Source organism: Isoptericola halotolerans, assembly GCF_003003075.1.
GTDB lineage: Bacteria > Actinomycetota > Actinomycetes > Actinomycetales > Cellulomonadaceae > Isoptericola > Isoptericola halotolerans_A.
This window is the reverse complement of record NZ_PVTX01000003.1, coordinates 140,518-152,595: the sequence shown is the minus strand read 5'-3', so window position 1 is coordinate 152,595 and position 12,078 is coordinate 140,518. Positions and strand designations below refer to the sequence as shown.

The 12,078-nt window shown below is 75.6% G+C and carries 12 protein-coding genes; 6 read left to right on the top strand and 6 right to left on the bottom strand.

All coding sequences use genetic code 11. The features are described from left to right. The first annotated feature begins 20 nt into the window (after positions 1-20). A complete protein-coding gene (locus BCL65_RS06155) occupies positions 21-626 on the top strand; it encodes a nitroreductase family protein (RefSeq protein ID WP_106266189.1) in 606 nt (201 codons plus the stop codon). Positions 627-630: 4 nt separating this feature from the next. Here the strand turns inward: BCL65_RS06155 and pdxR are convergent, their stop codons facing one another. After that, positions 631-2,076 (bottom strand): MocR-like pyridoxine biosynthesis transcription factor PdxR, encoded by a 1,446-nt coding sequence (gene pdxR, locus BCL65_RS06150; RefSeq protein ID WP_106266187.1) that lies wholly within the window; start codon positions 2,074-2,076, stop codon positions 631-633. Positions 2,077-2,143: 67 nt separating this feature from the next. Here pdxR and BCL65_RS06145 point away from each other — a divergent pair, with 67 nt between their 5' ends. Both BCL65_RS06145 and BCL65_RS06140 read left to right on the top strand, forming a co-directional pair. Next, the gene (locus tag BCL65_RS06145) at positions 2,144-3,124 is read left to right on the top strand and encodes an aldo/keto reductase (RefSeq protein WP_106266185.1); all 981 of its coding nucleotides are present in this window, start codon (positions 2,144-2,146) and stop codon (positions 3,122-3,124) included. 26 nt (positions 3,125-3,150) lie between these two features. Beyond that, positions 3,151-4,119 (top strand): aldo/keto reductase, encoded by a 969-nt coding sequence (locus BCL65_RS06140; RefSeq protein WP_106266183.1) that lies wholly within the window; start codon positions 3,151-3,153, stop codon positions 4,117-4,119. Between the two features lie 4 nt (positions 4,120-4,123). Here the strand turns inward: BCL65_RS06140 and cofC are convergent, their stop codons facing one another. Together cofC and cofD are read right to left on the bottom strand one after the other, a co-directional pair. Continuing rightward, positions 4,124-4,867 carry a 2-phospho-L-lactate guanylyltransferase gene (cofC, locus tag BCL65_RS06135; protein ID WP_106266181.1) on the bottom strand — a complete coding sequence of 248 codons (744 nt, stop codon included), beginning with the start codon at positions 4,865-4,867 and terminating at the stop codon, positions 4,124-4,126. Beyond that, entirely contained in the window at positions 4,864-5,826 is a 963-nt protein-coding gene (cofD, locus tag BCL65_RS06130) for a 2-phospho-L-lactate transferase (RefSeq protein WP_106266179.1), read from the bottom strand. Before cofD ends, cofC begins: the two co-directional genes overlap by 4 nt. Before the next feature lie 35 nt (positions 5,827-5,861). On the opposite strand from cofD, the gene BCL65_RS06125 reads away from it, so the two are divergent. Continuing rightward, positions 5,862-6,182: an MTH1187 family thiamine-binding protein gene (locus tag BCL65_RS06125; protein ID WP_106266177.1), complete on the top strand. Its 321-nt coding sequence runs from the start codon at positions 5,862-5,864 to the stop codon at positions 6,180-6,182. Between the two features lie 105 nt (positions 6,183-6,287). Beyond that, a complete protein-coding gene (locus BCL65_RS17955; RefSeq protein WP_165799955.1) occupies positions 6,288-8,033 on the top strand; it encodes a restriction system modified-DNA reader domain-containing protein in 1,746 nt (581 codons plus the stop codon). 141 nt (positions 8,034-8,174) lie between these two features. Here BCL65_RS17955 and BCL65_RS06110 read toward each other — a convergent pair whose 3' ends face one another. Beyond that, positions 8,175-9,134, bottom strand: coding sequence for a zinc-binding dehydrogenase (locus tag BCL65_RS06110; RefSeq protein WP_106266171.1), 960 nt, complete (start codon positions 9,132-9,134; stop codon positions 8,175-8,177). Positions 9,135-9,185: 51 nt separating this feature from the next. Between BCL65_RS06110 and BCL65_RS06105 the strand changes: the two genes are divergently transcribed. Further along, on the top strand, positions 9,186-10,175 hold the full coding sequence (locus tag BCL65_RS06105; RefSeq protein ID WP_125206495.1) for a hypothetical protein: 990 nt from the start codon (positions 9,186-9,188) through the stop codon (positions 10,173-10,175). Positions 10,176-10,184: 9 nt separating this feature from the next. Here the strand turns inward: BCL65_RS06105 and BCL65_RS06100 are convergent, their stop codons facing one another. After that, complete coding sequence (locus BCL65_RS06100) at positions 10,185-10,604, bottom strand: VOC family protein (RefSeq protein WP_106266168.1); 420 nt, start codon at positions 10,602-10,604, stop codon at positions 10,185-10,187. 78 nt (positions 10,605-10,682) lie between these two features. Continuing rightward, positions 10,683-11,918, bottom strand: coding sequence for a homoserine O-acetyltransferase MetX (gene metX / locus BCL65_RS06095; RefSeq protein WP_106266166.1), 1,236 nt, complete (start codon positions 11,916-11,918; stop codon positions 10,683-10,685). Positions 11,919-12,078 lie beyond the last annotated feature (160 nt).

The window sequence follows — 12,078 nt, the reverse complement described above, 5'->3', positions numbered from 1 at the left end:
CGGGATGCCACGATGGCCGCATGGAGTTCCGTGACGTGGTCCGACGACGGCGCATGGTCCGCCGCTTCCGCGAGGAGCCGGTCGCCCCGGAGGTGGTCGACCGGCTGCTCGACCACGCCGTGCGTGCCCCGAGCGCGGGGTTCACGCAGGGCTGGTCGTTCCTGGTGCTGACCTCCGACGAGGAGCGCGAGCGGTTCTGGGCGGCGACCACGCCGGAGGACTCGGTGCGCGACATGTCCGCCTGGCTGGCCGGGATGCGCACGGCCCCGGTGCTGGTCGTGGTGCTGTGCTCGCGCGACGCCTACGTCGGCCGGTACGCCGAGCCGGACAAGGGCTGGACGGACCGGGACGAGGCGCGCTGGCCGGTGCCGTACTGGCACGTCGACGCAGGGATGGCGTCGCTGCTCATGCTCCAGACCGCGGTCGACGAGGGCCTCGGTGCGTGCTTCTTCGGGATCGACGCCGGACGCCTGGCGGCCTTCCGGGACGCGTTCGGCGTGCCGGGCGAGTGGGCGCCCACGGGAGTCGTCGCCGTCGGGCACCCCGAGGCCGGGGGAGCGAAAGGCTCGCCCGCACGCCGGCAGCGCAAGCCGATGGCCGACGTCGTGCACCGCGGGCGCTGGTGAGCCCTCAGACGCAGGCCGCCAGCCGCGCCACCGCCTCCTCCAGCCGGGCGTCGACGAGGTTCCCGTAGCCGAGCACCAGCGTCCGCGACCGTGCCGCCGGCCGGGCCTGGTAGCGCCGCAGGTCGACCACGCCGACGTCGCGGGCAGCGGCCGCCCGGACCAACTCGGCCGCGTCGGACGCCCGCACGTCGCCGTCGTCGGGCAGCTCGAGCACCGCGTGCAGCCCGGCGGCCATGCCGTGCAGCCGTGCGCCGGGCATCCGGTGCCCGACGGCGCTCGCGAGCGCGTCGTGCCGCCGCCGGAACCGCGTCCGCGCGGCCCGCAGGTGCCGGTCGTACCCGCCGTCGGTGAGGAACCGCGTGAAGGTGAGCTGGTCCACGACGGACGGCGCGCCGCCCGGTCCGGCCTCGCCCACCGCGGCCCGCCACCCGGTCGGCACCACCATCCATCCGATCCCGAACGCCGGTGACATCGTCTTGCTCACGGACCCGAGCAGCACGACCCGCTCCGGGTCGAGCCGCTGCAGGGCCGCCACGGGCCGCCGGTCGTAGCGGAACTCGGCGTCGTAGTCGTCCTCGATCACCAGGCCGTCGACGGCGCGGGCCCAGGCCAGCACCGCCTCGCGGCGCTCGCCGGCGAGCGCCACCCCCGTGGGGAACTGGTGGGCGGGGGTGAGCAGCACCGCTCGTGCTCCGGTCCGGGCGCCGGCCTCGGCGAGGCGGTCGACGTCGATCCCGCGGGCGTCCACCGGCACCGGCACGGGCTCCAGCCCGGCCTGTCGTGCGACGTCGCGCAGGACGGGCCACGACGGGTCCTCCACGAGCAGGTGCGTGTGCCCGGCGGCCCGCAGGGCGGCCGCGACGCGCGCCATCGCGTCGGTCGCTCCGCGGGTCACCACGACGGCGGTGTCCGGCGCCTCGACCATCCGCGCGCGGCGCAGATGGGCCGCCACCGCCGTGCGCGCGGCAGGGTGGCCCGGTCCGGGCGCCGCCGAGAGGTCCGTGCTCGAGGCCGTGGTCAGCGCCTCGCGCGCCGCCCGCAGCCAGGCGTCCCGCGGGACGTGCCGGAGGTCGGCAATCCCGGGGCGCAGGTCGAAGACGGGCCGCGGGGGCAGGAGCGGCAGGTGCGGCGGCGCGGCCGTCGCCGGAGTCGGGTCGCGGGCCGGCCCGGCACCGGGTCCCGGCCCGGCGGCCACTCGCGTGCCGGCACCCACTCGCGCCTCGAGCACGCCCTCGGCGACGAGCTGGCCGTAGGCCTCGGTGACGACCCAGCGTGAGATGCCGAGCGACTCGGCGAGCCGGCGGCTGGCGGGCAGCGCGGCACCGGCCGGCAACCGCCCGGAGCCGACGGCGTCACGCAGTGCGCGCTCGAGCCGCGCCACTCGCGGGCCGGGCGCGGAGCCCAGGTCGAGCAGTGTCTCCCACGCCAGATTGGTCTGGTCACTGGCCATGTCAATGGACGGTATACCCGGTCCGATCTCTCCGTAGCGTCGACGGGGTCAGAACGAAGGAGACACCATGCGCTACCGCACCATCAGCAACGGCTCGACGTCCTTCGAGGTCAGCGCCCTGTGCCTCGGCACGATGTGGTTCGGCACCCACACGGACGAGGCCACGTCGTTCGCGATCCTCGACCGCTTCGTCGAGGCCGGCGGCACGTTCCTCGACACCGCGAACAACTACAACGGCTGGGACGGCGGGCACGGCCGGGACAGCGAGGACGTCCTCGGCCGCTGGCTCGCGGACCGGGGCCTCCGCGACGACGTGCGCCTCGCCACCAAGGTGGGTGCGGCCAAGAAGGACCCGGACCTGCCGCAGACGCACGTGCCGCCGTCGAACTACCAGGGCCTCGGCGCCGACACGATCGCCCGGGAGGCGCGGGAGAGCCTGCGCCACCTCGGCGTCGACCACCTCGACGCCCTCTACGGCCACGTGGACGACGTCGACACCTCGCTCGCCGAGACCGTCGGCGCGTTCGGCACGCTCCAGGCGGAGGGGATCGTCGGGATCACCGGCATCTCCAACGCCGCGCTGCACCGCGTGGTCGAGGCCCGCGAGGAGGCCCGCCGTCAGGGCGTCGCCCCCTACGGGCTGGTGCAGCAGCAGCTCACGTACCCCTACCCGCGGCCGGACGTCGGCCGGCACAACTGGGCGTCGTCGGAGCTGCTCGACTACGCCCGCGCGTCGTCCGAGGCGGGCAGCCCGCTCGCCGTGACCGCGTACTCGCCCCTCATGCAGGGCGCCCTCACTCGTGCCGACAAGCCGTTGTGGGACGGCTTCGACCACGCCACCACCCACGAGCGGCTGCGTGTGCTGCGCGAGGTGGCGGCAGAGATCGGCGCCACGCCGAACCAGGTGGTGCTCGCGTGGCTGCTCGGCGGCGAGGTCCCGGTGATCCCCGTCGTCGGTGCGAGCAGCGTCGACCAGCTCGACGAGCTGCTCGGTGCCGCCGACCTCGACCTCGACCCGGAGCTGCGCGCCCGGCTCGACGCCGTCTGAACCGATACCACCGAACGGAGAGCACCATGCGCTACCGCACCATCGGCACCGGAGACCGCGCCATCGAGGTCTCCATGCTGTGCCTCGGCACCATGAACTACGGCACCCTCGTGGACCCGGCCACCTCGGAGGCGATCCTCGACCGGTTCGTCGAGGCCGGGGGCACCTTCCTCGACACCGCGAACAACTATGCGATCTGGAACGGAGGCCACGGCCGGGACAGCGAGGACCTGATCGGCGGCTGGCTGGCGTCGCGCGGCGTCCGCGACCAGGTACGCATCGCCACCAAGGTCGGTGCCGGTCCCCGCGACCCGGCGGCACCCTTCGGGCCGGAGAACTTCGAGGGCCTGGGCGCCGAGGTGATCGAGGCCCAGGCCCACGAGAGCCTGCGCCACCTGGGCACCGACCGCATCGACGTGCTCTACGGGCACGTGGACGACCGGGCCACCCCGCTCGCCGAGACGGTCGGCGCCCTCGGCAAGCTCCAGGCCGAGAGGTCGGTGGGCCTGACGGGCATCTCCAACGTCGCGCTGTGGCGCCTGGTGGAGGCCCGCGCCGAGGCCGAGCGCCAGGGGGTGCCGCCCTACGCCGTCGTGCAGCAGCAGCACTCCTACGTGTACCCGCGGCCGACGTCGCGGCCCTGGGTGACCCGCGACCTGCTCGACTACGCCGCCTCCACGGGGGCGCCGGGCCGGCCCGCGCTGACGGTCGTGGGGTACGGGCCGCTGCAGGCGGGTGCCCTGATGCGGGAGGACAAGGGGCTGTACCACGACGCCGACCACCCCGGTTCGGTCCACCGGGTCAGCGTGCTGCGGGAGGTGGCCCGCGAGATCGGCGCGACGCCCGCGCAGGTGGCGCTGAGCTGGATGATGGGCGGCGAGGTCCCGGTCGTCCCGGTGACCGGGCCGAGCTCGGTGGAGCAGCTCGACGAGCTCCTCGGCGCGGTGCACCTCGACCTGCCGGCCGAGGTCCGTGCCCGGCTCGACGCGGCCTGAGGCGCTACCGCGCGGTCAGCGGGTGCCCGACGGCGGCACCCACCCGGGCACGGATCTCGCCCGGGAGCTCGGCCCAGTCGTCGATCGTGTCCAGGTCGGCGGCCGTGCCGGGGCGTTGCACGACGGCGGAGGTCAGGCCGTGCGCGGCGGCCTCCCCCTCGTGGGCGGCCCGGGACCCGGGACCGAACCGGAAGGGGAAGCCGTCGGCGCCCGGCACCTCCAGCGGCACGGACAACAGGTTGGTGCCGGTGCCGTGCCGGTCGGTCGCGACGGCCACGTCCGCCTCGGTCGTGAGGAGGGCGTGCACGTCGGCGGCCGTGAGCCGCGGCAGGTCCGCGTGCACCACCAGCACCCGGTCCGCCCCGCGGTACGCGCCGTGCTCACGAGCGTGCACCCGGACGTGCTCGCGGGCGTGGTCGAGGGCACCGTTCAGGCCGGGCCGGTCGGGCGGCTCCGGAATCACCTCGGCAACTCGTGACCTGATCGGCAGTCCGGACTGCCGATCAGGTGACGAGTTGCCGATCAGACCGGGCAGCACCTCCTCGACGAACGGCACGTCCGCCGTCACGACCACGACACCCGCCAGCCCGCCGTCCGCCACCAGCGAGGCGAGGACCTCCCCGACGTGCCGGGCGAGCGCGACGACCAGCCGCCGTCGGGCACCCGGGTCCAGGGCGGCCGCCAGCCGCGACTTGCCGGAGACGCCGTCCCGCAGGGGGACGACCGCGACCGTGCGAGGGCTCGTCACGCCCGGTGCCCGACGCCGGCGAGGAGCTCGCGGGCGAGGCGCTCGCGGCCGTCCGGGCCACCCATGACGGTGCCGGTGACCACCACCTCGAACCCGAGGTCCGCGATCGGGGCGGCGAGCGCTGCGTCGGCCTCGTCGATCACCATGACGTCCACCACGCCGGTGTAGAGCCGGGCCACGCCCAGCGCCGAGACCTCGTGCCCCAGCGTCTCGAGGATCTGCGCGGCCGGACCCTTCACGGCGCGCCCGCCCACGATCGGGCTCACCGCCACCCGGCGCGCGCGAGAAGCCCGCACGGCGTCGCGCACGCCGGGCACCCCGAGCACCGGCTCCACCGACAGGAACGGGTTCGACGGCGCCACCACGAGGAGGTCGGCGTCCGTCACCGCCGGCAGCACCCCGGGGGCGGGAGCCGCCGTCCCGATCCCGTCGAAGGTCAGACCCAGCACCGCGTCCGCGTGCTGGCGCCGCACGAAGTACTCCTGGAAGGCCAGCGTGCCCGACGGCGTGGTGACCCGCGTGCGCACCGGGTCGTCCGTGACGGGCAGCAGCCGGGCGTGCACCCCCAGCGACGCCGCCAGCGCGGCCGTCACCTCGCTCAGCGGCACACCCTCCCGGAGCCGGGCGGTCCGCACCACGTGGGTGGCGAGGTCCTTGTCCCCGAGCGTGAACCACGTGTCCTCGCCCAGCCGCTCGAGCTGCGCCAGCGTGGCGTACGACTCGCCCGTGAGCCCCCAGCCGCGCTCCTCGTCGTTGAGCCCGGCCAGGGTGTACATCACCGTGTCGAGGTCGGGCGAGACGTGCAGCCCGTGGCGTGCCGTGTCGTCACCCACGTTGACCACGCACGTCAGGCCGCCACCGTCCGCCGGCGCGCCGCCGTCGGGCAGCGCCAGCGCGAAGCCGTGCGCGAGCCGGGCGCCGCCGACGCCACCGGCCAGGACCGTCACCGAGGTACTCACCCCCCGAGCCTAGACGGGCACGGCATGATGGACGCATGGCTGTCTTCGCGTTCTCCGTCTCCCCGCTCGGCGCGGGGGAGTCCGTCGCGGGCCCCGTCGCCGAGGCCGTCCGCATCGTGCGCGAGTCCGGGCTGCCGCACCGGACCACGTCCATGTTCACCGAGGTCGAGGGCGAGTGGGACGAGGTGATGCCGGTGATCCAGCGCGCCACCGAGGCCGTCGGCGCGGGCGGCCACCGGGTCTCGCTGGTCCTCAAGGCGGACATCCGCCCGGGGTACACCGGCCAGCTCGACGCCAAGGTCCGCAGGGTCGAGGAGGCCCTCGCGGCGGACGAGGAGCAGGCCGGCCACGCGTGATCGTGGTCACCCACCTGGGGTGTTGCAGGTCACGGGACCCCGCGCCGTAGGCTATGCGGCACACGGCACCGGGCCGTGTGCCGCAACCGGGGAGAAGTCAGCGCGATGCCACTGTTCGAGGTCGACGCCAGCAGGCCGCTCCTCGTCCAGTCCGGGCGATCCTCAGGGGCCGTGGAGCCCGGGCTCGGGACGACGGCGCACCGCGTCGTGGACTCGCACATTGACGGGCTGCTCGGTGAGCAGATCTTCCCCGTCGCGCAGGGCGTGGGGCCGGACGAGCCGCACCTGCTCGCGCTGGACGCCACCGGCTCACCGGTCGTGGTCGAGCTGGTCGCCGATCTCGACCGCCCGGCCCTGACCCGGGCGCTGGACCACGCGGGCTGGGCCGGCCGGCTCACCCGGGGAGAGCTAGCGTCCCGCTACCACGGCGGGCCGAACGCGTTCCAGCGCGACGTCGCCTCGTTCTACGACTCCGTGCCGATCACCCGCTCCCAGCCGGGGCGTTCCAGCGCCCGGCTGATCATCATCTGCCAGGACGCCGGCGAGGAGATCCTCAACGCCGTCGACTTCCTGCGCCAGCCCACGATGCCCGTCGAGGTCCTCAAGATGGGCGTGGTGCACAGCCAGGACGGCCGGCGGTTCGTCGACGTCTCCCCGCTCGTCATCCACCCCGCCTCCGCCCCGACGGCGCCGCGCCTGTCCGGCGCCGCACCCGCGGAGGAGGCCCGCGGCGGTTCGGCGGCCGGCGGCAGCGAGCCGGAGTCGTTCGCCGAGGGCGTCAAGGTCGGCATCGCGCTCACCGGCAAGCACCCCGCGGTGACCCAGCCCGCCGCACCCAGCGCGCCCGCGGCACCGGCCCGGCCGGCCACGCCCGACCCGGCCCCGCAGCGGACCCGGGCGGGACGGCGGGCCGCCGCCGGCGCCTCCAGCCTGTCGCTGCCCACGGTCCGGCCCGACGCCCCGGGCGCGGGGGCACCGGGCGGTGTCGCGCCGGAGGGTGCGGTGCCCCGTCCGGCGCCCGCGGACACCCCTCCACCGCCGCCTCCCGCGCCGCCGCAGCCGGCAGCCGCCCCCCAGCCGGCTCCGGCCCCCCAGCCGGCGCCCGCCGTCCGACGACGGTCCCGCACCGACCGCTTCTCGTCGCAGCCTCAGCAGCCCTCGCCGGAGCTCGCGGCCTTCACCGCGGCGTCCGCGGGCTCGGCGGAGGACCTCGACCTCGCGGAGCTGGCTCGCCGCACGACGACGTCGGCGGCGAGCACCGACACCCCCGGCCTCGGGGAGGACTTCGCGCGGTACACCGCCCCGGCGCTGGACCTGCCGCCGGTGCCTCGGCCGGAGCCTGCCGCACGACGCCGTGAGCCGGCGCCGTGGGACCCGCCGGAGGCCCGCTGGGAGGACCCGCTCAACGACCCGCCGCCGTACCGGTCCTCCGGGTGGGAGCCGTCGACGCCGAGCACCTGGACGAACGCGTCCGACGACCTGCCGCGCCTCGAGGTCCCGCCGCTCGAGGCGCCGTCGTACACGCCACCGCCCGACCACGGGCTGTACGAGAGCGCGCCGCCGGCGCCGTTGGCGTTCGACGACGAGGTGGACGGCGACCTCATCGCGCTGGCGGCCACGCTGCACCGCCCCACCCTGCTCGTGTGGTCGCGGCCGCGCCGCCGCCAGCACTTCGAGGCGGTGCTGCACCCCGACGGCGTGATCGAGCTGTCCGACGGCTCGCGCTACCAGCACCCGGACCATGCGGCCTCGGCCGCGAGCGGCACGCCCACGGACGACGGCTGGAACGTGTGGCACCTCGGGCCCGACGGCCCGTCGTTGCTCGACGCCTACCGCGCCCGCTTCGCCTGACCCCCGCCGTCGGCCCCCTCGGGGCGTCGTGCGCGCGATCGTTGTGGGCGCGATTTCTGGGCCGAATAACCGCGCATAGCGGGCATATCGGGCCAGAGATCGCGCCCGCAACGTGAGGTCAATCGCGCGCACGACGTGAGGTCAGGGGATGACGACGATCTTGCCCGTCTGGTCGCCGGCCGCCAGCCGGGCGAGGCCGGCGCCGACGTCGGCCAGCGACACCTCGGAGTCGATGACGGGCCGCACGCCGGTCCGTGCGCAGAACCGCAGCAGCGCGGCGAGGTCCTCGCGCGAGCCCATGGTGACGCCCTGGACACGGATCTCGGAGAAGAACACCCGCGTGAGCTCCGCGGGCGGTGCGTCGCCGCTGGTGGCCCCGCACACGACGATCACGCCGCCGGGCCGCACGGACCGCACCGAGTGCGCCCATGTCGCCTGCCCGACGGACTCGACGACGGCGTCGACGCGCGCGGGCAGCCGGGTGCCGGGTTCGACGGCGTGAGCCGCGCCGAGCTGGAGGGCCCGCTCGCGCTTGGCGCCGTCGCGCGACGTGGCCACCACCTCGAGGCCGGCGGCCGCTCCCAGGACGATGGCCGCCGTCGCGACACCGCCGCCCACGCCCTGCACCAGGACCCGGTCGCCCGGCCGGAGCGCGGCCGCGCCGAACAGCATCCGGTAGGCCGTGAGCCACGCCGTCGGCAGGCAGGCCGCCTCGGCGAAGGTGAGCTCGGCGGGCTTGGGCACCAGGTTCGCCGTGGGGACGGCGACCTGCTCGGCGAGGGTGCCCGGGTACCGCTCGGACAGCAGCGACCGGCGCTCGTGCGGGCCGACGCCGTGGCCGTCCGCACCGACGACGCCGTGCAGCACCACCTCGGAGCCGTCCGGTGCGACGCCGGCGGCGTCCGTGCCGAGGATCATCGGGAGCTGTTCCTCGCGCAGGCCCACCCCGCGCAACGACCACAGGTCGTGGTGGTTGAGGGCGGCGGCACGGACCTGCACCGTGGTCCAGTGCTCCCGGTCCGTCGGTGCGGGCCGGTCGGTGACCTCGAGTCCGTGCAGCGGGTCGTCGGGGGAGAAGCGGGCGACGGTGGCAGCGAGCATGGTCCCAACGTAGAGGACCTTCCGGTGCCGCGGGCCACTATGTTGGTCGCCATGGTTGACGACGTCGTGCACCGACCTGCCGAGCCCGACCCCACCGATCCCGACTCCGCGGCCCTGGAGGCGCGCGTCGAGCGGGCGCAGCAGGACGCCACGCTGCTCGCCGACTACCTGGCCCGCCGGGAACGTGCGGCGTCGGGGCTGCGGGTGGCCGAGCAGGCGGTGGCCCGGGCGCAGGAGCTGCTCGCCGCCGAGTCGGCCGACGTCGACCGGCTCGAGTCGCCGAGCCTCGACCGGCTCTGGGCGACGCTGCGCGGCACCCGCGAGGACCGCCTCGACACCGAGCGCGCCGAGCAGCAGGCCGCGGAATACGCCGCCGCGGCGGCCGAGGCGCGCCGTGCGGCGGCCCGGCGCGAGCTGCAGGTGGCCGAGGACGCCGTCGTCGGGCTCGGTGACGTCGCCGGGCGGCGGGAGCAGGCGCTGGCCGACAAGGAGGCGTGGCTGTGGACGGCGGGCGGCGGCCGCGGCGCCGAGCTCGTGGACGTCGCGGAACGCCGGGGACGCCGGCGGGCGGAGCAGGTCGAGATCGACCAGGCGCAGGAGGCGGCCGACGCCGCCGCGCACGCTCTCGAGGCGGCGGCGGGCGAGCTGGCCGGGGCCGACGGCTGGTCGACCTACGACACCTTCCTGGGTGGCGACTGGCTGGCGAGCATGGCCAAGCACCACCGCCTGGACCGGGCGGCCGAGCGGGTCCGGGTCGCCGACGCGGCGCTGGCCCACCTGGCGGTCGAGCTGGGCGACGTCGGCGAGCGCGGCGTCGGTGTGCTGGGCGTGGAGGGCCTGACGCGGACGTTCGACATCTGGTTCGACAACGTCTTCAGCGACCTGTCCGTGGCCCGGCACATCCGTGCGTCGCGCGACCGGGTCGAGGCCGCGCGCGCCGCCGTCCAGCACGTCACCCAGCGGCTGGCCGACCGGCGGGTCGTGGTGGAGCAGGACCTGGTGACGCTCGAGCGTCGCCGGGAGGCGGTCCTGCTCGCGTAGCGGTCCGGGTCAGCTCGCGCCGACGTCGAACATCCAGGTGATGCCGTAGCGGTCGGTGAGCTGACCGTAGTGGTCGCCCCAGGGTGCCGGGTCGAACGGCATGACGTCGGTGGCGCCGTCGAGCAACGTGCTGATCGCCGCCTGCACGTGGTCCATGTCCTCCGGGCCGCCGGTGAGCGCCACCGTCACGCCGCTCGTCGCGGGCACGTACGGCATGGACGACGGCGTGTCGGCGGCCATGAGGACGAGCCCGCCGGGCGCCTCGAGCTGACCGTGCATGACGAGCTCTTCCTCGGCGGGGTCGTCGGTCATGCCGGGCATGGAGCCGAACGTCATGATCTCCAGCTCACCGCCGAGCGCGGTCCGGTAGAACTCGAGGGCCTCGCGGGCCTGGTCCCGGAAGCTGAGGTAGGGGGTGAGCCTGGCCATGGTCGGTCCTCCTGGAGGGACGGGGACGCCCTGGCGGCGTCCCGCACCATGGTGGGTCCGGCGTGCCCCGCTCGCGCGCTATGCGGGAGGAACCGGCGCGACCTCGGTGAGGAAGTCCCGCAGCAGCGGTCCCGTCTGGTCGTGCTCGAGCAGGAACCCGTCGTGCCCGAAGTCGGAGGTGATGACGCGCAGCTCCCCGGCGCCCGGCACCCCCGCGGCGATCCGGGCGCACTGTGCCGGCGGGAACAGCCGGTCGCTGTCTACCGCCACGACGAGCGCCCGTGCGGTGATCTGCGCCAGGGCGGAGTCCACCCCGCCGCGGTCCCGGCCGAGGTCGTGCGTCATCATCGTCTCGGTGAGCCGCAGGTAGGAGTTGGCGTCGAACCGGCGTGCGAGCTTGTCGCCGTGGTGGTCGAGGTACGACTGCACGGCGAAGCGGCCGTCGTCGAACGGGTCCTCGCCGCCCTGGGGCAGGCGCCCGAACCGCTCGTCGAGCTCGCGTGCGGTGCGGTAGGTGGTGTGCGCGATCTGCCGCGCGATCGCCAGTCCGGCGTGCGGGCCCTCGCCGTCCGGGGCGTCGTAGTAGTCGCCGCCGTTCCAGCGCGGGTCGGCCCGGATGGCGCCGAGCTGCGGGTGGGCCCAGGCGATCTGGTCGCCCGACGACTGCGCGGCGGTGGCGATGGCGGCGACGGAGCGCACCTCGATGCCGGCCTCGGGCCCGAGGATCGCCCACTCCAGCACGCGCATGCCACCCATGGAGGCGCCGACGACGGTGGCCCACGAGCGGATGCCGAGCAGCCGGGCCAGCTCGACCTCGACGGCGACCTGGTCGCGCGTCGTGATGCGCGGGAACCGGCCGCCCCACGGCCGGCCGTCGGGTGCGGTGGACGCCGGGCCGGTGGTTCCCTGGCAGCCGCCGAGCACGTTGGGCACCACCACGAAGTACCGGTCGGTGTCGATCGGTGCGCCGGGGCCGATCATGGGCTCCCACCAGCCGGCGGTGAGCTGGCCGGGCCCGGCGGGACCGCGCACGTGGGCGTCGCCGGTGAGCGCGTGGAGGACCAGGACAGCGTTGGAGCCGTCCGGTGCGAGCTCGCCGTACGTCTCGTAGGCCACGCGCACGTCCGGCAGGCGTCCGCCGGCCTCGAGGTCGAAGGTGCCGACGTCGGCGAACCGGCGGTCCGCGACCGGGTCGCCCTCGCGCCAGGCGCCGGACGCCGGGACGGGCGACGCGGGGCCGCGGCGGGTGGCGCGGGGTCGGACTGCCGCGGGAGCGCCCGCCGGTCTCGTCGTGCTGGTCGGCGTCGGGGTCATCGTCTCTCCTGGCTGCGGTCTCCGGCGGTGCGGTCGGGCGGGCGCACGCGGCGTGTGGCTGCCCGGTGCGTGGCCGCAGGCAGGCGAAGGTGCGCGGTGGTCAGCTGCGCATTCGACGAGTCATGGTGCGACGGTAACGCCCTGCCAGGGGCGCTGCCCA

Coding starts and splice junctions, on each gene's coding strand:
- BCL65_RS06155 (WP_106266189.1), top strand. CDS start 21: ATGGAGTTCCGTGACGTGGTCCGACGACGGCGCATGGTCCGCCGCTTC.
- pdxR (WP_106266187.1), bottom strand. CDS start 2,076: ATGGCCAGTGACCAGACCAATCTGGCGTGGGAGACACTGCTCGACCTG.
- BCL65_RS06145 (WP_106266185.1), top strand. CDS start 2,144: ATGCGCTACCGCACCATCAGCAACGGCTCGACGTCCTTCGAGGTCAGC.
- BCL65_RS06140 (WP_106266183.1), top strand. CDS start 3,151: ATGCGCTACCGCACCATCGGCACCGGAGACCGCGCCATCGAGGTCTCC.
- BCL65_RS06125 (WP_106266177.1), top strand. CDS start 5,862: ATGGCTGTCTTCGCGTTCTCCGTCTCCCCGCTCGGCGCGGGGGAGTCC.
- BCL65_RS17955 (WP_165799955.1), top strand. CDS start 6,288: ATGCCACTGTTCGAGGTCGACGCCAGCAGGCCGCTCCTCGTCCAGTCC.
- BCL65_RS06110 (WP_106266171.1), bottom strand. CDS start 9,134: ATGCTCGCTGCCACCGTCGCCCGCTTCTCCCCCGACGACCCGCTGCAC.
- BCL65_RS06105 (WP_125206495.1), top strand. CDS start 9,186: ATGGTTGACGACGTCGTGCACCGACCTGCCGAGCCCGACCCCACCGAT.
- BCL65_RS06100 (WP_106266168.1), bottom strand. CDS start 10,604: ATGGCCAGGCTCACCCCCTACCTCAGCTTCCGGGACCAGGCCCGCGAG.
- metX (WP_106266166.1), bottom strand. CDS start 11,918: ATGACCCCGACGCCGACCAGCACGACGAGACCGGCGGGCGCTCCCGCG.